This window comes from Pseudomonas sp. AC532, assembly GCF_979258965.1.
Window position 1 is genome coordinate 2,710,616 of the sequence record NZ_OZ409888.1, and the last position, 20,601, is coordinate 2,731,216.

Genomic DNA, 20,601 nt, shown 5'->3' on the forward strand with positions numbered 1-20,601 from the left:
AGGTATACTTCGTCCAACCATGCGCTGCGCTTTCCTCCCTGGTGGCAGCCCCCCGATAGCATCCAAACGCCCTTTTCCATGCCGTCACCTTTCCCAGATCCCATGCCGCTCGACATCGCGTCCATCAATATCGAACGTTCCAGACACCTGCCGCGCGTCGAGGCGTTCATCGCCCGTGAACGGCCCGATCTGCTCTGCCTGCAGGAACTCTGCGAGCGCGACATTCCGTTCTTCGAGGCCCTGATGGGCAGCACCATGGTCTTCGCGCCCATGGCGCGCTATCCGCAAGAGGGTCCTGCCAATGTGGTGGGCGTCGGCATGATCGCGCGTGACGATGCCGTGCTCGACGTGGCAGCCGAGTATTATTCGGGCAACCCCGAGCGCATTCAGGAGATGGCCTTCGTCACTGCCGAGGGCAAGCGCATGGCCGATCCTCTGAGCATTGCCGAAGTGATGCTCAGTGCCACGGTCCGCGGCTTCCGCGTCGCCGTCACCCACCTCAACGTGACCCCGCTCGGCACCTCGACGCCCCACCAGCGCGAATGCGCCGGCAAGCTGATCGACCTGGCCAAGGCACAGGCGCAGCAGGCCGGTGACCTGCTGCTGGTGGGCGACTTCAACGCACCGCGCGGCCGCGCCACCTTCGACCTGCTCGCCGAACACTTCATCGACGGCGTACCGGCGCACTACACCAGCAGCATCGACGGCTCGCTGCACCGCGCCGGCGACATCCCCTTCATGGTCGATGGGCTGTTCCACACGTCGGGCTATCGGCTGGAAAACGCCAGGCTGACGACCGGCGTGTCCGACCACTGTGCGCTGAGCTGTCGCCTGGGCAAGGCCTGACTGGCGGCTCGAGCCGATAGCCGAGGCTGGGTGCCTCAGTCGCCCCCTACGGCGAAATTGGGCAGGCTGTCCACCGGCTGGGCGAACTCGAAGGGAATCGACTCCAGCGCCATGCCCACGTTGCGCTGCACCACGAAGTGCAAATGCGGGCCGGTGCTGTTGCCGGTATTGCCGGAGCGGCCGATCGGCGCGCCGACTGCAATGCGCTGCCCCTCACGCACGCTCACCGAGCCTTGCATCAGGTGCAGGTAGACGCCCATGGTGCCGTCCTCATGCAGGATGCGCACGAAGTTGCCGGAGGGATTGTTGCCCCGCCCACTTTGGGCATTCTCGGTTTTCACCACCACACCGGCGCGCGCCGCGACGATAGGCGTGCCTTCAGGCATGGCGATGTCCAGGGCATAACGCCCCTTGGGCGTGAAGTGGCTGTACTGGCCGTTGGCACCCTGGGTCAGGCGGAACGGCCCACCGCGCCACGGCAGCGGGTACGGCTGCTTGATCGGCAAAAGCCGCGGGTCGCCCAGGGCATAGTTGAGTTTCGGCGTGTAGCGCAGCGGTTTGGCGGGATCCAGCGGCGCCAGCGTGGCCAGGCGGATTTCGCTGCGCGGCGGCAGTACCCAATTGATCGGTTTGCCCGGCGCACCGCTGACGTTGCTCAGTTGCTCGAGCTTGAGCTGGACCTGCACCGGGGCATACAGGTCGTTGCGCACCAGCAGGGTCTCGCCTGCCGCGTGCTTGCGGGTTTCCAGCTTCACCTGGTTATCGAGTTTCTCGACCATGCGGTCGCTGAACACGAACACCTTCGCACCGGGCGCGGCCTTGTCACTGTAGGTGACCACGCCGTTGGCATCGGTGTACTTGTAGACCGTGAGCGCGCAGGCCTGACAGGCAAACGCACAGAGTCCCAGGAAGAGTGAGAAGCGCCCTAGCATATCGAGTCGATCTGGTTATGAAGTGTTCGGCGGGGCAAGACTAGCAGCGTCTCGCCGGGCGGGCGACTGTCGCCGGCGCGCTTTGCGACAATCGGCACAACCTTGCCGGGCCCTGGCGCACAGAACCGGCAGACACCGCGCCCACCGGCACGGACCAGCAGCCCGCCCAGGGCACGGTCAACCGAAACCGATCAGCGCCCTGAAAACCGGGCCTGCCCGCGCTTCACCCCTGCTCGATGCGGTTGCGACCGCTACGCTTGGCGCGGTAGAGCGCCTGGTCGGCACGCTCGAACACCTGTTCGCTGCGCTCCGCGGCGCTGAACGCGCTGATGCCACCGGACAGGGTGATGGTCACGCGCTCACCCTTGAAGTGGAACGGGCAGCTTTCGATGGCCGAACGCAAAGTGTCGAGCAACGTCAGGCCACCTTCCATGGGCGTCGAGGGGATCAGCAGCACGAACTCCTCGCCGCCGAAGCGCGCGATGAAATCGGTCTTGCGCAGGCGCTTGAACAACTCGCTGGCGATGATCTTCAACACCTTGTCGCCGGCCAGGTGGCCGTAATCATCATTGATGCGTTTGAAGTGATCGATGTCCAGCACCGCCAGCAGCAGATCGCCGCCGTAGCGCTGCCAGCGTGCCAGTTCAAGGTCCAGGCGCTCCGTCCAGGCAGCGCGATTGGGTAATCCGGTAAGCGGGTCGAGCAGGGCCTTTTGCCGCTGTTCCTCGAGGTGGTCACGAAAGCCCTTGGCTTCGAGCTCCATGCTGGCCACGCGCTCGACCAGAATCTGCAGCCGCTCGCCGACCTGCTGCTCGCGCTCGTCGCGCTGCTGCTGGTATTGCTCCATGGTACCGAGCAGGCCGCTGAGGCGGTTCTCCACCAGGTTCTTGAGGCTGTCGAGATCGGTGGCTTCCTGCACGCTGTTGTGCAGCCCATCGACCTGCTGGCGCAGCTCGGTATCCAGGCTGCGCGCGGCCTGGGCCGAATCGGCGTAGTCCGCGTGGACATCCTTGAGGCTGCCCTGAAAGGCTGCCAGGCGCTGATTGAGCTGCTTGAGATACCCTTCGAACTCGCGCTGGCCAACGTCGGCGATCGCCAGCATCAGCACGCCGAGGTCATCGAGCACCGGCACCAGCTCATACATGTTGAGACCGGCAGTGATGCGCTGGCGCAGTACATCGGCCTGGGCCTGGTGGCGCTCCGGCAGCGGCAGCTCTTCGAGCAGCCCCAGCAGGCTACTTTCGACGTGGCTGGCGATGGCGCTGTAGCCTGGCTCCAGCGCAGCGGGCAGCGCGTACCGGGGATCGGCGTCAAGCGGCGCCTCGGCTAGCGACTGCTCGGCTGGCGCAGGCCGCTCATCGGCGGCTACTGGCTGGTCGACGGCGGGCTCGGCCACCGGCACGGCACTCGGCACCGGCATCAGCAAGGCAGATGGCAACGGCAGGCTGTCCAGCAACACCGCTGCGGCAGGTGCAGCGGGGCTTGCCGTGAAGCGCGCCGGCTCCGCCGCCCTGACTGGCGCAAGCGCCTCGCCTGACGCCATGGTCGCAGTTGCAGCGCTAGCCGCGGGCTCGGGCGCCGACGCAGCGAGATCAGGGTGTGCGAGGCCGGGCGGAGTATCGACAGGGAGTGCCGGGGCAGCTGGAGCGATCTCGGCGGTGCCCTCCACCGGCAACGGTGCACCGGCCGCGTCACGCTGGCCGAACAGCCGCTCGATAAAGCCCGGCCGCGCCACCTGCTCGCCGCCCAGGACCTGCAGCGCCTGCTGCTGCAACTGGCTCAGTTCGGCGAGCAGCGCAGGCAGCTCGCGGGCCTGTCGCGCGCGCTGATCGACCTGCTTGGCATAGCGCTTGAGCGGTTTGCGAACATCACTCGGCAGGTCCATCTTCAGCAACTGCGCCACCAGGTTCGACAGCCCGCTGGCGACCTGCTCGATGCGCTGCTGACGGCGCTGCTCGGAGTCCAGCACGGTCTTTTCCAGGCGCGGAATCAGTGCACTGAGCCCGGCATCCATGTCATCACGGCGCAGGATTTCCCGCAGGTCCTGCATGCATTGATCGACCGACTTGTCGGAGCCCTCCGCTGCCAGGCTGCTGCGCACCAGGCCACGGCGCAGCAGGTCGATGCGCGCGTCCCAGCGGCGCTCGAGCTTTTCCTGCTGCTCCAGGTTGGACAGGTACTTTTCGCGCCATCGCTGGGCGTCGTCAGCCATGTTCAGCGCTCCTGTATACGCGGCGGCAACGGCGGGACGAAGGCGTTGGGCAGGCGAATTTCCACCGCCACCGGCAGGTGATCGGAGATCGGCTGGGCCAATACCTGAAAGCGCTCCAGCTCCAGGCCGGGGCTGAGCAGAATGTGATCGAGGCAGCGCTGCGGACGCCAGCTTGGAAAAGTCGCCTCGACCTGCGGCGCGACCAGGCCGAGATCGCGCAATGGCGAGTTCTCCAGCAGATCGGCGGCGTGGGTGTTCATGTCGCCCATCAGGATCTGATGGCGGTAACCGCTGATCAGCTCACGGATATAGGCCAACTGCCGGGTGCGGGTACGCGGGCCGAGCGCCAGGTGCATCATCACTACGGCGATGGCCTCGTCGCCCTCGCCGATGCGCAGCAGGATCGCGCCACGCCCAGCGGGGCCCGGCAGCGGATGATCTTCCAGCAGCGTCGGCCGCAGCCGGCTGAGCAAGCCATTGCTGTGCTGACCAAAACGCCCGAGGTTGCGGTTGAGCTGCTGGTACCAGTAGGGAAAGGCGCCAAGGCGCGCCAGGTGTTCGATCTGGTTGATGAAGCCGGAGCGCACGCTGCCACCGTCGGCTTCCTGCAGCGCCACGATATCGTAGTCGCCGAGCAGATCACCGATACGTTGCAGGTTGCCGGCACGCCCCTGATGCGGCAGCAGGTGCTGCCAGCCGCGCGTCAGGTAGTGGTGGTAACGCTCGGTGCTGATGCCGACCTGGATGTTGAAGCTGAGCAGACGCAGGCGCCCGTTCTGCGGCCATTCGCCGTCCGGGGTGCAATCAGGATTGACCTGCGGATCACACAGGCCGGCCTGACGGGGCATCGAACGGCGGCGCAGCATGGCTGGGCGCTCCGTGTAGGCTGATTACTTGGCTGCGCGCTCTTTGGCGATCAGGTGGTCGGCGACTTCCAGGGTCTGCTCCGGGCCGCCCGAACTGGAGATATCGAAACGGTACTTGCCGTTGACGATCATCACCGGTACGCCATTGATCTGGTAGGCCATGGCCAGCTTCTTGGCCTTTTCCATCTGGCTCTTCACGCCAAAGGAGTTGAACGCCTTGAGGAAGGCGTCACGGTCGATACCCTGGGTGGACAGGAAATCGGCCATTTCTTCTGGCGTTGCCAGTTTGCGGCCTTCCTGGTGGATGGCACGGAACACTTCGTTGTGCACCTTGTGCTCGACCTTCATGCTTTCCAAGGTCAGGAACATCTGCCCGTGGGCGTTCCATACGCCGCCGAACAGGGCAGGAATACGCACGAAATTGACATCTTCCGGGAGTTTCTCGACCCAGGGGTTGAGGGTCGGCTCGAACTGGTAGCAGTGCGGGCAGCCATACCAGAACAGCTCGACCACTTCGATCTTGCCAGGCTTGGAGATCGGCACCGGGTTGCTCAGTTCGACATACTGCTTACCGGCTTCGATCTCGGCGGCGTGTGCGGCGACACCAAACAGGCTGGCACCCGCCAGAACCGCGGAAAGGATCAGATTACGCATGCATGACTCCTAGCTATGATGGTGCTGCGGACAGCGTCGTTTCGACTGGTCGCTACCCGGCAGGTTCCCTCCATTGTAGCGGGCTCGCCAATGAAAAAGGGTGGTCGGCACCACCCTTTTTCATTACTGCCTGATAAACACCGATCAGCGCCTCAGTGCAGGCCCTGGAGGTAACTCGACAGCGCCTCGATGTCCTTGTTGCCGAGCTTGCCGGCGATGTCGCGCATGACCATGCTGTCGCCATCGTTGCTGCGCTCGCCTTCGCGGAAGGCGGTCAGTTGCCTGGCGATATAGCCGGCGTGCTGGCCACCCAGATGAGGATAGCCGGCGGTGGTGATACCGCTGCCATCCGGCGCGTGGCAGCCGGTGCAGGCCGGCATGCCCTCGCTCAGTTTGCCGCCTCGGAACAGCGCCTGCCCGCGTTCGACCAGCCGCGCTTCGGCAGCGCCGACACTCATCTTCTGACGGGCGTAATACGCCGCGATATCGGCCATGTCCTGTTCGCTGAGTGGCTCGAGCAGGCCGGTCATCTCAACTACCGGGCGGGCGCCCGACTTGATGTCCTGCATCTGCTTGAGCAGGTAGCGCTCGCCCTGGCCGGCCAGTTTTGGAAAATTCGCCAGCACGCTGTTGCCATCCGCACCATGGCAGGCCGCGCAAACGACGGTCTTCGCCTGGCCGGCTACCGGATCGCCGGCAGCCTGAACGGCCCCGACCAGGCCCAGAGCCAACAGCAGGCTCACTCGTATGTTGTTCATCAGCTCATCCAAAACGGCTAGGGAAGTAGTATGCCGCGCCGCGGTTCGCCCGTACGACCACCCGCGGCCGGGGGTCGCATGATTCGCTCGGCAGCGAGCTGCCCGACCGGCCTGCAGCGGCCCGGCACCCACGCGGTACCTGCCATGATTGCCCAGCCTGGGCGATCCGATAGTGACCGGCATCAATCCCGCACCTACATTTCGCTCGCCTGCGCTCGCCGGCCAGTCTATACGACCGCGCCCGCACCTTCGCATCAGCCGGCGCGGTGAGCCACAGGCCGTCGCTGCCAAGATACCGCGCACAAAAAAAAACCGCGCCAGGCGCGGTTTTCTCATGACGCGTCGATCAGGCCTTGCAGCTGGCCGGTGCCCAGTCACCCATGTCCGGGTTGTTGCACACGTCGCTGACCAGCGTGCGACCACGGGTGGCCACCTGCTGGCTTTCCTTCTGTTTGGCCTTGGCCGTCTGCAGCGACTGCTCGGTGGTGATGACTTCCTTGGTGACCTTGGCGGTCGGCTTCGGCTGCTTGGCGGCAGCCACCTTGGTGACTTCCTTGCGCTCGATGCCCACGGTCTGCAGGTCTTTCTCGTAAGCCTGGGTGTAGGTGCTGACGTTTTCACCGGTACGGCCGTCGACCTTGGCCAGCAGCGCGTTGGTTTCGTTCAGGCCGCTGACGATCTCGGCCAGGCGCTTGCGGCCATCGGCGTCGCTGATCTTGTTGGCCTTGCGATCGGCGCGCAGTTGGGTGAACGCCTGCTGGTAGCAGCTCTGCGCGGCGGAGGCGTAACGGATGTTGCGGTCGATGTTCTGGTTGTTGGTGTTGATGTCGGTGGCGTAGGAGGCCAGGCGCGCGTTGTCGTCGCTGATCTGCTGCTGACGCTGGTTGTAGTACGCCAGCGCGCCACCGGCCAATGCACCACCGGCGGCACCGATGGCAGCGTTGCGGCCGCGCTTCTCGTCGTCCACCAGCGCGCCACCAAGGGCGCCCATCAGGCCGCCGGTCACAGCGCCGATGGCGACACTGCGGCTCATCGCTTCGTCGGAGCTGCGCAATTGGGTAACCGGCTCGTAGCATTGCGGAAAGAACTCGGCCTTGGTGCTCGAGGCCACCTGAGAACTTGGCGAGCCGGCACAGCCGACAAGCAGCACGCTGGCGCAGGTGACGGCGGACAGCAGCGCAGTGCGTATCGAGGAAAAAGCGAGGGCCTTGTTGGGATTTTGCATCGTCGTCGATCTCGTACTTGAGTGAGTGTTTATTCCATTCAGGCGGCGTCGGGTGACTGCCGTCCGCTTGATCACGGCCAGGGCCGCCAGAGTTCCTTGCAACCGGGTACCGGTCAACGACCGATACCCGGCATTCGTTGCTGCAATGCCATCACCGTCACGGCGCCAGCAGTTGCTTGAGAATCGCCCCTGCGTCGGCCTTGCGATTCTTGCGGTACTCGCCAACATGGCGCACGAACAGCGTAGCCCGGTTTACCAGACTTTTACCCAGTACCGGTTTGCGCGCCAGCTCTTCCTTGGTGCGCTGGAACTGTGCCTGGATGACCGCATTGCTGTAGCGCGTCCCGTTTGCCAGGTTGTCGATGTAGATCGCCAGCGCGCCGTCCAGCGCGCTCTGCCCATTGGCCATTGCCGCCTCGAACAGTTTCGCCGAGGTTTCATCCTTGGCACTGCGAGCCTCGTCACGGCTCTTGCGCAAATTGGTCAGGCGAATGTTGTAGTTGTTGATCGTTTCGGCCACCAGGGCTGCCGACTGGATCAGGTTGCCGGCGGCATCCTCACGCTGCTTGGCGATCAGCGAGACACTGCGCTTGAGCTCCTCGTTGACGATTGCCAGGCGATCGCGCAGTTGCGGATCGTCGCTATTGGCGATCAGCCCATCGAGCAGTTTGGTGGCGTCCTGGTCTTCGTCTATCTCATCGGTGAGCGTACTGACTCGTCCTTCGTCCTTCCACTGCGCAAACAGTTCCTTGTAACGCGAGCGCGGGGCCGACAGCGCGCCGATGGACACCCGAAAACCGGTGGTCTCGTTGCGCTGTTCGGTGCCGTCGGCGGCAAACAGCGGGTACTCGCGGCGCATGCCGGTGAACAGGGTCATCTCGCCTTCCAGGTAATTGCCGCCCTTGACCACGAAGCCGCCATAGGTGCCCTGGCGCCGCCCGGCATGCACCAGTTGGAACGACTCCTGGACCATTTCCGCGGCGTTGCCGACGACATCGAACAGGCCGACCGGGTTGGGCTTCTTCAGGCCGATGGGCAGCAGCCGCGCGTTCTGCCCGGTGCCGCCCGACACCTGATTGAATACCGCCCAGTCGCCTAGCGGGCCGTCACTGTCACTGCCTTCCACCGGGCGCGGAAACAGCCGCGCCTCGAGCTGCTGCCGGCTGACCGCGTGACCACCGCGGGCGGCGTACTCCCACTCCACCTCGGTGGGCAGGCGCACGAAGCCCTGGCCGCCGTCTTCGCCATTGCCGCTGCGCCCGCTGATCGGCAGCAGGTCGCGGTGGTTTTTCAGCAGCCAGGCGCTGTACACCGCGGCGAAACGCTCGGCGTCGAACCGCGACAGGCTGACCTTGGGCAACCTGCCCGCCATGCCGGCGGGTGCCTCGCAGGCCGGCGGCTCGCCCTCACCGGCCAGGGAGGGCGCCTGGGCCATCACCAGGTCGTACTGGCGCTGGGTCACTTCGTATTTGCCGATGAAGTACAGCATCGGTTTGAGCGGGGTCACGCCATCGGCCTTGGGCAGCTCACCGCGCACCTTGGCCTGCCAGTCCTTGGACAGGTCACCGAGGGTGAACTGGCCGTTGATGTAGTCACGCCGGTAGCCGGAAATGAACGACTGCTGGTAGCCCGGCTCGCCTTCGCTGAACGGGTAGCCGAGGGTCACCTCGTGATCGTCCAGCGAACCCTTGGCCAGCACGTAGACATGCCGGAAGACCATCTGCCCATCGCAGGGCAGAGGCAGGCTCACGTCGCCCTTGAGCGGCTTGGGGTTGTAGAGCGGGTCGGCATCCGCCTCGGCCCGGGCGGCCCCGCAGAAGCAGGACAGAACCAGTGCGGCACTCAACACCTTATACATGACGCAATCCTTCCGAGGCTTCCAGGTAGGCCGCCCGCCGACCACCAGCAGCGGCCGCGAGCATGCAGCACAGCAGCGTTGCCAGTGCCGCCAGCAGGTAATGGGAGAACAACAGTCGGCAAGCATATTCGCCGGACGCCGACTGGAACAACAGGTTCAGGCCACTGGCGGCGATTGCATACAGCAGCAGCGACAGCAACAGGCTGGCAATCCCGGTGTACAACGCCTGCACGACCACGAAGGCGACCAGCGCAGCGGCCGGAAAGCCCAGCAGGCGCAGTACCGCCAGCTCATGACGCTTGCGCTCCACGGCCCCCAGCGTGCTGGCAGTGAGCGCGGCAAAGGCACCGGCCAGGGAAAGGCACGCCACCGACCAGAACACCCACGCCAGGTTGCGACTCAGGGTGCGCACCTGCGCCACCGCCTCGGCCTGAGTCACCACGGCCTGCTGTTGGGCCTGGAAGTACCGGCGCAGACTTTCCACCGCGTCGAGATCGCGAGCATAGAGCCTGAAGCCAGGGTAGACCCGCTCACGCTGCGTTGCGGCCTGCTCGCCCGGCCAGCCGAACCTTGGCACGGCCAGGCCATCGCGGTAATCCTCGACGGCCTCCAACAGGCTCAGCGGCGCGAACAGCGCATCCCGGGAAAATGCCGCCACCGGCAATACCGCCTGCACGCGCAGACCGCTGCGCGCGTACTGCGGCTGGCCCGCCACGCTGCGCCCGAAACCGGCCTGCAGCACATCGCCGGCCTTCACCCCTAGCTTCTCGGCGGCACTTTGACTGAGCAGTACGCCGTCCGTCTCGCCGGGCGCCGGCAGGTCACCGAGCAGCGGGTCGCCTTCGGCGGTTGGCAGCATTTCCACGTTCAGGACACCCCTCGGCCCCTGCAGGTCAGCGGTGGCGGCGATCTGCCGGGTACGCGGGATCACGAAACCGACATCGTCACGCCGGGCCAGCGCCTCGATGGCCTGCAGACTGTAGCGGGCGCCGCCGAGCGGGATGATCTCACGCACCGTGGGGTCGCGCTCCAGGCGCTCGGTGAGCGTGGTGACCAGGCCGAACTTGAGGCCGAACAGCACCAGCAGGGGCGCGATGACCGCCGCCAGGGCCAGGATCGAGCACCAGGACAGGCGCGCGTCGCAGCGGTAGTCCTGCCAGGCCAGCCGGGCAAACAGTGCCAGCCCCATCAGCATGACGCCTCCAGGCGCGCAGTTACGCCACCATCGCCGCGCTGCGCCACACTAAGGCGCATGGCCGTCAGCCCGTAGCGCGCCGCCAGGGCTTCGTCATGGGTGGAAATCACCAGGCACAGGCCGCGTTGTGCAGCCTGCTCGACCAGCAGTTGCATCACTCGCTCGGCGTTCACGGGGTCCAGCGACGCGGTCGGTTCGTCGGCCAGCACGATGGTCGGCCGATGGGCCAGCGCGCGGGCAATGCTGACGCGCTGCCGCTGCCCGACGGAAAGCTGGCCCGGCAGCCGGTCGAGCAGATCGGCGATGCCCAGTTGCCCAGCCAACTGCTCGACGGTGCCTTCCATCGGCAGCCGGAGCAGCTCGCGGGGCAGCTGGATATTGCCGCGCACGGTCAGAAAGCCCAGCAGCCCGCCGGTCTGCAGCACGTAGCCGAAGGCTCGCGCGCGCAAGGCGGCCAGTTGGTCGTGCCTGCCCAGGCGCCACAGCTCGGCGAGGTCGAGTGACCGCGTGCCCTCGTCCCAGCGCAGGGCGCCGCCGCTATCGGGCGACAAGGCCAGCGCCAGCAGGTCGAGCAGCGTGCTCTTGCCGCTGCCGCTGGGTCCGATCAGCGCGATGCGCTGCCCGGCGCGCAGCTGCAGCGCCGGGATGTCCAGGCGATAGCGCTGCCCGTCGGTGCCGCGGGTCTTGCTGATCGCCTCCAGGCTGAGCATCAGGGCAACGTCGACAGGGGCACGCGGTACAGCGCGTCGCCGGGGGCCGCATCACCGAAACGCACCCAGTTGGCCGTGTCGTTGTGGAAGGTCTCATAGAGCTGGATCTTCGAGTCCAGCTCGTCGATGAAATCCTCTTGCTCGGCAACGCTGAGCGACAGCCACAGGTCCTGGCTCATGTTGAGCACCTTGCTGCGGTATGGCAGGCCGTCAAGGTACTCGCCGAGCACGCCGCTCTGGGCCAGGTTGCCGCCCTTGACCAAGGCCGACGGGTCGCGGCTCATGTGCGCGCTGGCGCTGGCGATTTCCTGGAAGAAATCCTTGGGCGAGCTCTGCGTGCGCCGCGCGGCGTCGACCACCATGCGCAGCGATTGCTGCAGATCGTTGAGCTGCAGCTTGGTGAGCAGCACGCAGACCTGGAAGGCCGGCAGGGCCGGGTCGGTGATGTCGCGGTCGCTGGTCCAGGCGGTAACCACCTGGGGCGCGCGCGCCTGTCTCTGGTGGCCGAGGAAATCCATGTGCATGGCGTAACCGACCGCCGCCGACTTGTCGGCAATGCTCGCGCCGCCCCTGGGCTCGGGCAGGCGGTTGTCCGTGCGCACCTGATGCACCAGGTCGGCGAAGGCACTGCCGATCTGCGACACGCTCTGCCCGAAGGCGTTGACGTCGCCGCCCGCGACCGGCACGTACAGGTCGCCGATGCGCGGGTTGGGGTCGGCGGTCAGGCTGCGGTACTGCTGTTCGGCAAAGCCGTGGTTGCGCTTGCCGGCCGGGGTTTTCAGGTGCAGGGCGTAAATCTTGATCTGCTTGCGCAGGGCAGCCTCGCGGACCTCGGCCTCGTTCATCTGGGTCAGGCCCAGCGGGTCGCTCTTGCGCAGCGCACCGGCATCGCTGACCAGCAGGATCAGGCGGCCACCGTAGCCATTCCAGTCCATGTCATCGACCGCCTGCATCACGCCGGCGAAGGCGTCCTCGTTGAAGTCGTGGCTGGACACGTCGGTGGCCCTGATCTGCTGCGCCAGCTGCAGGAAACGCTCGGGGTCGCGGCCCTGCTCCAGACTCACCAGGGTCTTGGCGGTGTATTCCAGGCCCGGGGTCTTGCTGGTGTTGCTGCGAAAACCGACCATGCCGAAGCTGACGCTGTCGAGGTCGCCCCGGCTGGCGATCTGGCCCTGCAGCTCGTGCACCACGTCGCGCACGCGGTCGATGTAGGGCTGCATCGATACCGAGGTGTCGACCACCAGCACCACGGCTGTCCTGAACCCTTCGGGCATCGCGGCCGGCGCGCTGTCGGCCTGGGCCTGTGGCGCATTGCCGGGGTCGATGGAGGCGACGTTGAGCAACTGCATCGGCTGGCCATTGGCGTCGAAGGTTTCCTCGGAGTCGAAGATCGGCAGCAGGTAGAACTGGTCCTGCGGCACCGCGCTACCGCCCGGTTCGACCGCCACCACATTGTGGCCGGTGCCCTTGAGCGCCTCGCGCAGCGCTTCACGGGCGCGCGCCGGCTCGGCCAGCAACTGCTCCAGCGCCGAGGCATCGCGCACGAACATCACCGGCGCACGGCCGGAGCGTTCGGTGAACTTGAGCACCAGGCTCTGCTTCCAGTCACTGACCGCCGAAGCCGGCAGCCAGCCGTCACGACGACCGTCGCTGGAGGCACCGATCTGCAGCCAGGGCTGGCCGTCGATATCCTCGCGGGCATAGACGTAGAACACCGAGAACGCCGGCATGTCCTTGCCGCCGCTGCCGCCGGCCTCATCGACCAGCCTGGCGCCCGGCTTGCTCAGCACGCGCTGGAACAGGGTTTTCTTGCCCGGCATCAGCAGCGGGCGATCACCGCCATCGCTGTCGGCCACCGCCGAGATCGGCCCGGCCTCCCCATTTGGCTGGGCCTGGGCTTGAACCGGCTCGCCGGCGACGGGCAGCGAGGCTGGCTTTGTTCCGTCGGCACCGAGCAGCCAGTAGCCACAACCGGCCAGCAACAGCACGCCAGCCAGGGACGCACCGAGAATCAGCGGTTTCCTGCTGCCGCCTGCATTGCCCTGACGCACCGAGGACGCCAGCGGCGAAGGCTGCGCAGGTGGCACCTGGGTCGGCTCGGCGGCAGGCGCATGGGTCGGGATATCCACGGACACCGCGGCCAGCGGCGGCAGGCCGGTGTCGCCTTCGGTCTGAGCGGCGCCCGGCAGCGCCAGTGGCTGGAACAGCGTGGCGTCGTCGGCAGGTGCCTGCAACCGGTCCAGCGCGGCGATCAGCTCTGCGGCATTGGCGAAACGCTGGTTGGGATCTTTGGCCAGCAGGCGCTCGAGGATTGGCTGATAGCGGCCATGCACCATGGGCAGTGCCGGCAGCGGCTCGGTCAGGTGCGCCAGAGCCGTGGAGAGCGAGTCGCTGCCGACATAGGGCAGCTTGCCGGTGAGAATTTCGTAGAGCACCACGCCCAGGGCATACAGGTCGGCCCGGCCATCAATGTCCAGGCCGCGGGCTTGTTCGGGGCTCATGTAGCTGGGTGTGCCGACGGCGAACCCGGCCTGGGTGAACTGGGTACGGTCATCCAGCGCCTTGGCGATGCCGAAGTCGCTGAGCACCGCGGTGCCATCGGCACGAAACAGGATGTTGGCCGGCTTCACGTCGCGGTGCACCATGCCCTGAGCGTGGGCATAGCCCAGTGCCGAGGCGATCTGGCGCAGCCACACCAGCCCCTGGTCGATGCTCAGGCCCGCGGCGATGCGTTCCTTGAGCGTGCCGTTGGGCAGGTATTCCATGGCCATGTAATAGAGGCTGCCGACATTGCCGATATCATGGATGGTCACCGTGTTGGGGTGCGACAGCCGCGCCAGGGTTTTGCCCTCGCGCAGGAAGCGCTCGCAGAAGGTCGGGTCGGCGGCGAGCGCCGCGGCCATCACCTTGAGCGCCACCTTGCGGTCGAGGGACCGCTGGGTCGCCAGGTAGACCACGGCCATCGCGCCATCGCCCAGCTCGCGTTCGATGTCGTAACCCGGTATTTGCATGTCCATGCTATTTGGTCTTCCGAGGCCAGCCCGGGAACCCCGGGCGCGGCAGATGTCTGGATGGTGAGTGGAGCAGGTGCAGGTGGCTAGGAGGCCTTGATCACCACGGCGGTAATATTATCCGGCGCGCCCCGGGTCAAGCCAAGGTGCACCAGGCTACGCACCACCTGGTACGGATCCTCGTGCCCCAGCACCTCACGCAGTTCGTAATCCTCGACCGTCTTGTTCAGGCCATCGCTGCACAGCAGGAAAGTGTCGCCGGGGCGCACGTCCAGCCGCGCCGTTTCCAGCTCCAGCTCATCCTGCACGCCCAGGGCACGGGTGACGATATTGCCCATGGGATGGCTGCGCGCGGCCTCTTCGTCGAGCAGGCCGCTGTCGACCAGTTCCTGAACGTAGCTGTGATCACGGCTGATCGGTTGCAGGTCCGCGTTGCGCAGCCGGTACAGGCGGCTGTCGCCGGCCCACAGGCACAGCGCTTCGGCACCGCGCGCCGCGAGCACCACCACGGTGCTGCCCATGGTCGCACCACCGCGCTTGCCGGCCTCGACGCGCACTTGGCCGTTGACCTGATCCAGGGTGTCGATGATCGCGCCCTGGTAAGTGTCGAGCACCGCGCTGGGCGGCAGGCTGCGCAGGCTGTCGATGATCAGGTTGCTGACGAAATCACCGCTGGCGTGCCCGCCCATGCCGTCGGCGACGGCCCACAGGCCGTTGTCCGGAGCATCCAGGCAGGCGTCTTCGTTGATCGTGCGGACCATGCCGACATGGGTATGGCTGGCCGACTGGAAACGGGTGACACTCGATGGACTCATGCCTCGCCCTCCGCAGACTCACCAAGCAGGCGAGCAAACGCCTCGGCCGGTGGCAGCCCGACAAAACGCACCAGCCCGGGCGCCACGCGCTCGGAGCCGTTACCCCACCACAGGCTGGCGCCGCGCCACGCCTGCTGCATCAGCGCCAGCCCGCGCGATCGCGGGCTGTCGATGGCCCATATCGCGGCGCCACTGGCACCCCAGCGTTGCCCGCTGCAGGTCGCCAGCAGCGGGCTGCCCAGGGCTTCCACCGCGTGTTCGAAAGCCTGCGCATCGGCGCCCTCCTCCAGGGTGGACAGCAACAGCCCCTCGGCACGCTCGAACCAGTCGTCGCTGTCGCTGACCAGGTGCCCGAGATCGGTATCGGCCGGCAGCGCGAGGACGATGGTCAAGGGAAAATAGCGCCCGACCCGGTCAACGCTGGGCATCATCACCCCGCACACCGCTTCGGGCCCGAGCAGGCCAGGCGCCACGGCGAACCGCCACAGCGGGCTGATCAGATAGGCATCCAGCCAGGCATCGCCGAGCTCCAGGCGGCTGGCCTCCAGCCCGGCCGCCAGCCAGGCGTCCCAGGCCTCGACGAACGCCGGGCTCAGGCCGCGATGAATGAAATCTCCCCGTACGGCCAGTTTGCCGTAGAAACCTGGTGTGCTCACAAACGCTCCGGCAGGCTGAAACCGCTGACCACCTGGCGGCGGAATGGATTGAAGGCGCTGCTGGCGCGCAGCTCGCTGGAAATGCTCGCGTTGTCCACCCGCATGCGCAGCGTGAAGCGATCCGGCGAGTTGCCCTGGGCCAGGTCCGACTGGTCGAGCAGGCGGAACCAGGCCCACGGGCCTTCCAGGGTAACGGCTGAACGCCCGGTAACCGATGCCGGCGAGATGTTCAGGCGTACCACGCCGGTACCGTTGGCGCTCGGCCACTGCATGGCCACCGGCCGCGCCGGCCCGTGGTCATAGCTGAACTGCTGGCCGTCGAGGTCGAGCTGGAATTGCTCGATGCTGGAATCCATCGCCACCGGGCGCAATTCGAAACGCACCATCGGCTGGGTGCCGCCGGAGCGGAAGAACGCCTCGCGAATGCTCGCCGCGCGCTGGAAAGTCTGCAGCACGCCGCTGCCTATGCCGAGCTTTTGCGCGGCGCCCGGCTGCCAGCGCCAGGTGCTCGCCGAGGTGTCCACATAGGGTTGCAGGTACTTGCGGAAATAGCTGTCGAGCACCCCGCCCTGGCCGAAGAAGTGGCCGAAGTCGTCCAGGGTCGCATCGCGGCTGCTGCCTCGGTCCAGCGGGTAGCGGCCGGCCAGGGACTGGCGATAGACGCTCACCACTTCGCTCATCCAGGCGGTGTTCAGCTGGTTGCGAATGCCGCCCATCATGGTGCCGGTGGTCGAACCGACCACCGACTTCAAGAAGCCCTGCACCACCGGCGGCTGACGCTCGGCGCTCAGGCGCACCTGGTCCGCGGCGGCGGTGGTCTGGTTGCGCGACTCGCCCAGCAGCGCCTCGCCGCTGGCGCCGCTCATGGCACTGACCTGAACGTACAGCGCATTGAGGTCCTGCAGCAGCGCGTCGATAGCCGGAGTCTGCCCGTTGGCGTCATCGACCAGGCTGTTGAGCTCGGCAAAATGCGCGGTGATCGGGTCCATCTCGGTCGCCAGGGCATTGCTCACGCCCTCTTCGGATTGCCCGACCAGGGAGCCAAGCTGCTGCTTGAGACGATCGACGGTATCGTCGCCGCGCTCCTTGAGCTTCTCGGCGACCAGGCGCTCCTCCTTCTGCAGGTCGGTTTCCTTGGCCACCGCCTGCAGCAGCTTCTTCAGCGGTGACGTCGGCCCGGACAACACGCGCAGCACGTCGGCCGCCTGGGCCACGCTGGTCACCGGCACGAAATCGAGGTCGGCGAGCAGCGCATCCCACTGGCGCATGTAGTCCTGCACGTAGAGGCGGCGCACCTCCAGGGCGAGGGCCGCGGCGTTCTGCCCGTCGTCCAGGCTGCGGCCGAGCACCCACTGTTCCTCGGCCAGCGTGCCGGCCTGGCTGACGCTGCCGACCAGGAACGCCTCGCGGTAACCGCGCTGGGTATAGAAGCCGCTGAGTGGCTCGTTCAGCGGTTTGCCGCTCTTGCGTGTGAACACCAGCGCCGCATCACGCCCGGCGGCGTCGCTGATGCGAAAGTCCGGGATGCCGTCGGGCAGCTTCTGGCGCTTGACGCGGTCGTAGGCGCGCTGGGCAACGGACAGGCGCTGCAGTTGCCGGCGCACGTCCTCGATCAGTTGCTCGTCGAGGCGCACCACAGGCGGCTGGCGGTCGTACAGGGCGGCCAGGTGCGCGTTCAGCGCCTCTCGCTGCTCGGGCAGCAGGTCGCGCGGCAGGCTGCGGTCCCAGTCCAGGGCAATCCAGGCCTTGATAAAGTCGGCGTCGTAGCGCTCGGCCTCACCGAGCATCAGGTAGGCCTTGAGCCCTTCGTAGAGGAAATCCGAATTGCCGCCGGCACGCAGTTGCTCCTCCAGGCGCGCCAGCACCCGCGGCGCCATGACCGCGATGAGCAGCTTGCGGTAGACGCTGGAGGCTTCGCTGTCGAGCATGTCGCCCTGGTACAGGCCGAAACCTTCGGCCCAGCCCGGTGCATCACCACTGACGTTGCGGATGGCATCGAGCAGCGGCTGCACCGCCAGTACCTCGCGCTGCGCCGGGCTGAGCGCCTGCAGCTCGCCACGCAGCGGTTGCACGCGGGCATCCACGGCGGCGATGTAGGCCTGGTTGGCGCGAAAGCTGGCGAACCACAGCACGGCGGTACCGAGCACCAGCACCACGGTCGCGGCGATCACCCCGCGGGCCAGCCAGCGTTTCTGCCGCTCGACCTTGGGGTTGGCACCCACCAGGCCGCGCTCGCCAAACACCACGTCACGCAGCAGCCGCTCGATGAAGTAGCTGCGGCCGGTGCCGGTCTGCCGGGCCAGGTGCTGACGGTCCAGGCTCATGCTCTGCGCCATGGCACCGATCAGCCGGTCGATCGGGCTGCCTTCCTGGGTGCCACTGGTCAGGTACACGCCGCGTAGCAGCACCCGTTCCTCGTAAGGGTTGGGCTTGAATACGCCGTCGAGGAAACCGGCCAGCGCCTCACGCAGCGCGGCGAACTGCTGCGGGAAGCCGTAGATCAGATCGCGGCGCGCCGGATCACGTTCTTGCTGCAGGCGCTCGACCAGGCGCTCGTTGAGGCGCGCCTCGAGCGCGTCGAACTCGCTGCGAAACACCTGCAACGGGCCCTCGGCACTCTTGCCGTCGTCGAGCGTGAAGGTCATGCCCCAGACCTGGGCGCGCTCTTCCTTGCTCAGGCCATCGAAGAACTCCATGAAGCCGGGCACCAGGTCCAGTTTGGTGAGCATCACGTAGACCGGGAAGCGCACGCCGAGCTGGGTGTACAGCTCCTGCACGCGGGCGCGGATGGCCACGGCGTGGGCCGCCCGCTCGCTTTCGCTGCCGAGCAGCAGGTCGGACAGGCTGATGGCGACGAAGGCACCGTCGATGGGCCGCCGCGAGCGCTGCTTCTTCAGCAGGTCGAGAAAGCCCAGCCAGGCGGCTTTGTCGACCGCCGCGTGGCTGTCCTGAGTGGTGTAGCGCCCGGCGGTGTCGAGCAGCACGGCCTCGTCGGCGAACCACCAGTCGCAGTTGCGGGTGCCGCCAACGCCGCGCACGGCACCGGCGCCCATCTGCTCGGCGAGCGGAAAGCGCAGCCCGGAGTTGGCCAGCGCGGTGGTCTTGCCGGAACCGGGTGGGCCGATGATCACATACCAGGGCAGCTCGTACAGGTTGCGCCGCTCACCACCGCCCAGCTTGGCGCGCTTGAGCAGGCCCAGGGCCTCGTCCATGCGCTGGCGCAGGGTGGCCAGCTCCTCGGCGGTGGCCACGCTGGTCGGGTCCGGCGCGACGTCGACCAGCCCCTGCATGACCCTGGCGGCGTTACGCCGTGCCTGGATGATGCGCATCAGCCGCCAGGCCGCCCACAGGGTGAACAGCAGGATGATCAGCGCCCAGCGCACCGTGCTGCCGGCCAGCGGCTCGAAACCGCCGATGGCGATCAGCGGGCCTACGAACCAGATCACCAGGCTCAGCGCCAGCAACCCCAAAACCGGCATGACCCAGCGGGCCATGAAACCGAACAACGCCTTCACTCGACGCCCTCCGCAAAGACTGTGATTTCGACCCGGCGGTTACGCGCGCGGCCCTCCGCCGTATCGTTCGAAGCCTTGGCTTCGGTGTCGCTGCGGCCCTCGGCGCGGAAACGCGCGGGCTGGCCAGTCTTGGCCGCCAGCACGTCCATCACCTGCTGGGCGCGGTCCTGGGACAGCTTCCAGTTGGACGGATAGCGCAGCGTGGCGATTGGCCGGTTGTCGCTGTGCCCGGTGACCAGCACCTGGCCGTTGACCTTGCGAATGGCCTCGGCGATGCGCAGCAGCAGCGGCTGGAAGTCATCGGCGATCGACGCACTGCCGGAGGCGAACAGCTGGTCGCCGCGGATGGTCACCACCGAGCGGTCGACGGCATCTTCCACCGCGACCTTGCCGGCGCGAATTTCCTCGGCCAGGAAGCCTGCCAGGCGCGGACGCTCGACGATGCGCGGCTGCTGGGCGGGCCGGTCGATGGTCTGCACCGGCACGTCGCCAAGGGCATGCAGGTTGCGAAATACCGGTTCGGCTTCGGCAGCCAGCTTCATGCGCAGGCCGAACAGCAGCACCAGTAGGATCGCCAAGCCGATGGCCACCGCCACCCAGGGCGGCAGGAACTGGCGCAGGCGATCGCGGGCGACCACCAGGCCGCGCCAGTGCGGCGATAGCTCGCGCTCGATCTCGCCCCGGGTGCTGCGAATGGTCGCTGCCACCCGCTCACGCAGGGCATCGAGCTGGCTGCGGCCGTCCTGCATGACCCGGTAGCGGCCTTCCAGGCCGAGGCTGATGCACAGGTACAGCAGCTCCATCAGGTTGAGGCGCTGACGCGGGTTCTGCAGGCAGTGGTCGAGTAGCTGGAAGACCTTTTCGCCACCCCAGGCCTCGTTGTGCAGGGTGATCAGCAGGCTCTGCTTGCTCCAGTCACTGGCGCTGCCCCAGGGCGTGCTGAGCACGGCCTCGTCCAGCGCGGTGCAGAGCACGTAGCGCGCCAGCATCACTTCGTCCTGGGCGACGCCGGCAGCGCGCGCCTTGTCCTCGAACTGGCGCAGGTAGCCGAGCAACTGGGCACGCAGGCTGGCCGGCGCGGGATGGGAAATGGTGCTGCGCAGGCGCGTCAGCAGGGCCAGCATCGGCCCGGCGGCGGCCTCGATAGGGTTCATGCCCAGGCCACGGGCGGCCAGCGGCGGTGCGCTGGGCATGGCGGGCGGCGGCGAGCCGGCAGGCGCCGGGCGCGCAGGCTCGGCCGCGCGGCCACCCGGGCGCGGCATGATCATGGTGCGGTCGTTGCCCGCCGGGTCACTGCCCTTGCCGGGCTGGCCGGGCAAGGCGCCAAATGGATCGTCGATGGTCATCG

Annotated in this window: 15 protein-coding genes; 1 reads left to right on the forward strand and 14 read right to left on the reverse strand. The window is 66.9% G+C overall.

Annotated features, from left to right (window positions below):
* Positions 1-102 precede the first annotated feature (102 nt).
* Positions 103-846 carry an endonuclease/exonuclease/phosphatase family protein gene (locus tag ACZ0AV_RS12800; RefSeq protein ID WP_499151372.1) on the forward strand — a complete coding sequence of 248 codons (744 nt, stop codon included), beginning with the start codon at positions 103-105 and terminating at the stop codon, positions 844-846.
* Positions 847-881: 35 nt separating this feature from the next.
* On the opposite strand, the gene ACZ0AV_RS12805 is transcribed toward ACZ0AV_RS12800, so the two are convergent.
* The 14 genes from ACZ0AV_RS12805 to ACZ0AV_RS12870 form a co-directional block, all read right to left on the reverse strand.
* Complete coding sequence (locus ACZ0AV_RS12805; RefSeq protein ID WP_499151373.1) at positions 882-1,778, reverse strand: peptidoglycan DD-metalloendopeptidase family protein; 897 nt, start codon at positions 1,776-1,778, stop codon at positions 882-884.
* A 223-nt stretch (positions 1,779-2,001) separates the two neighbouring features.
* A complete protein-coding gene (locus ACZ0AV_RS12810; protein WP_499151374.1) occupies positions 2,002-3,990 on the reverse strand; it encodes a GGDEF domain-containing protein in 1,989 nt (662 codons plus the stop codon).
* Between the two features lie 2 nt (positions 3,991-3,992).
* Positions 3,993-4,856: an endonuclease/exonuclease/phosphatase family protein gene (locus tag ACZ0AV_RS12815; RefSeq protein ID WP_499151375.1), complete on the reverse strand. Its 864-nt coding sequence runs from the start codon at positions 4,854-4,856 to the stop codon at positions 3,993-3,995.
* Between the two features lie 24 nt (positions 4,857-4,880).
* Positions 4,881-5,510 (reverse strand): thiol:disulfide interchange protein DsbA/DsbL, encoded by a 630-nt coding sequence (locus tag ACZ0AV_RS12820; protein WP_499151376.1) that lies wholly within the window; start codon positions 5,508-5,510, stop codon positions 4,881-4,883.
* A 152-nt stretch (positions 5,511-5,662) separates the two neighbouring features.
* Positions 5,663-6,268, reverse strand: a complete 606-nt coding sequence (locus ACZ0AV_RS12825; RefSeq protein WP_499151377.1) for a c-type cytochrome — start codon at positions 6,266-6,268, stop codon at positions 5,663-5,665.
* 346 nt (positions 6,269-6,614) lie between these two features.
* The gene (gene tagQ, locus ACZ0AV_RS12830; RefSeq protein ID WP_499151378.1) at positions 6,615-7,493 is read right to left on the reverse strand and encodes a type VI secretion system-associated lipoprotein TagQ; all 879 of its coding nucleotides are present in this window, start codon (positions 7,491-7,493) and stop codon (positions 6,615-6,617) included.
* A 157-nt stretch (positions 7,494-7,650) separates the two neighbouring features.
* On the reverse strand, positions 7,651-9,351 hold the full coding sequence (locus ACZ0AV_RS12835; RefSeq protein WP_499151379.1) for a formylglycine-generating enzyme family protein: 1,701 nt from the start codon (positions 9,349-9,351) through the stop codon (positions 7,651-7,653).
* Entirely contained in the window at positions 9,344-10,540 is a 1,197-nt protein-coding gene (locus tag ACZ0AV_RS12840) for an FtsX-like permease family protein (protein WP_499153358.1), read from the reverse strand. Before ACZ0AV_RS12840 ends, ACZ0AV_RS12835 begins: the two co-directional genes overlap by 8 nt.
* A complete protein-coding gene (locus tag ACZ0AV_RS12845) occupies positions 10,540-11,256 on the reverse strand; it encodes an ABC transporter ATP-binding protein (protein ID WP_499151380.1) in 717 nt (238 codons plus the stop codon). Before ACZ0AV_RS12845 ends, ACZ0AV_RS12840 begins: the two co-directional genes overlap by 1 nt.
* Positions 11,256-14,273 (reverse strand): serine/threonine-protein kinase, encoded by a 3,018-nt coding sequence (locus ACZ0AV_RS12850; RefSeq protein ID WP_499151381.1) that lies wholly within the window; start codon positions 14,271-14,273, stop codon positions 11,256-11,258. Before ACZ0AV_RS12850 ends, ACZ0AV_RS12845 begins: the two co-directional genes overlap by 1 nt.
* Before the next feature lie 80 nt (positions 14,274-14,353).
* A complete protein-coding gene (locus ACZ0AV_RS12855; RefSeq protein WP_499151382.1) occupies positions 14,354-15,082 on the reverse strand; it encodes a PP2C family protein-serine/threonine phosphatase in 729 nt (242 codons plus the stop codon).
* The gene (gene tagF, locus ACZ0AV_RS12860; RefSeq protein ID WP_499151383.1) at positions 15,079-15,738 is read right to left on the reverse strand and encodes a type VI secretion system-associated protein TagF; all 660 of its coding nucleotides are present in this window, start codon (positions 15,736-15,738) and stop codon (positions 15,079-15,081) included. The genes ACZ0AV_RS12855 and tagF overlap by 4 nt, the downstream gene beginning before the upstream one ends.
* Complete coding sequence (gene tssM, locus ACZ0AV_RS12865) at positions 15,735-19,253, reverse strand: type VI secretion system membrane subunit TssM (RefSeq protein ID WP_499151384.1); 3,519 nt, start codon at positions 19,251-19,253, stop codon at positions 15,735-15,737. The genes tagF and tssM overlap by 4 nt, the downstream gene beginning before the upstream one ends.
* Positions 19,250-20,599: a DotU family type VI secretion system protein gene (locus ACZ0AV_RS12870; protein WP_499151385.1), complete on the reverse strand. Its 1,350-nt coding sequence runs from the start codon at positions 20,597-20,599 to the stop codon at positions 19,250-19,252. Before ACZ0AV_RS12870 ends, tssM begins: the two co-directional genes overlap by 4 nt.
* Between the last annotated feature and the right edge of the window lie 2 nt (positions 20,600-20,601).

What these genes read in the sequence shown, in the direction of transcription:
- ACZ0AV_RS12835 (WP_499151379.1), bottom strand. Translation starts at nt 9,351, where the DNA reads ATGTATAAGGTGTTGAGTGCCGCACTGGTTCTGTCCTGCTTCTGCGGG.
- ACZ0AV_RS12850 (WP_499151381.1), bottom strand. Translation starts at nt 14,273, where the DNA reads ATGGACATGCAAATACCGGGTTACGACATCGAACGCGAGCTGGGCGAT.
- ACZ0AV_RS12840 (WP_499153358.1), bottom strand. Translation starts at nt 10,540, where the DNA reads ATGGGGCTGGCACTGTTTGCCCGGCTGGCCTGGCAGGACTACCGCTGC.
- ACZ0AV_RS12800 (WP_499151372.1), top strand. Translation starts at nt 103, where the DNA reads ATGCCGCTCGACATCGCGTCCATCAATATCGAACGTTCCAGACACCTG.
- ACZ0AV_RS12810 (WP_499151374.1), bottom strand. Translation starts at nt 3,990, where the DNA reads ATGGCTGACGACGCCCAGCGATGGCGCGAAAAGTACCTGTCCAACCTG.
- ACZ0AV_RS12845 (WP_499151380.1), bottom strand. Translation starts at nt 11,256, where the DNA reads ATGCTCAGCCTGGAGGCGATCAGCAAGACCCGCGGCACCGACGGGCAG.
- ACZ0AV_RS12870 (WP_499151385.1), bottom strand. Translation starts at nt 20,599, where the DNA reads ATGACCATCGACGATCCATTTGGCGCCTTGCCCGGCCAGCCCGGCAAG.
- ACZ0AV_RS12825 (WP_499151377.1), bottom strand. Translation starts at nt 6,268, where the DNA reads ATGAACAACATACGAGTGAGCCTGCTGTTGGCTCTGGGCCTGGTCGGG.
- ACZ0AV_RS12805 (WP_499151373.1), bottom strand. Translation starts at nt 1,778, where the DNA reads ATGCTAGGGCGCTTCTCACTCTTCCTGGGACTCTGTGCGTTTGCCTGT.
- ACZ0AV_RS12815 (WP_499151375.1), bottom strand. Translation starts at nt 4,856, where the DNA reads ATGCTGCGCCGCCGTTCGATGCCCCGTCAGGCCGGCCTGTGTGATCCG.
- ACZ0AV_RS12855 (WP_499151382.1), bottom strand. Translation starts at nt 15,082, where the DNA reads ATGAGTCCATCGAGTGTCACCCGTTTCCAGTCGGCCAGCCATACCCAT.
- ACZ0AV_RS12820 (WP_499151376.1), bottom strand. Translation starts at nt 5,510, where the DNA reads ATGCGTAATCTGATCCTTTCCGCGGTTCTGGCGGGTGCCAGCCTGTTT.
- tagQ (WP_499151378.1), bottom strand. Translation starts at nt 7,493, where the DNA reads ATGCAAAATCCCAACAAGGCCCTCGCTTTTTCCTCGATACGCACTGCG.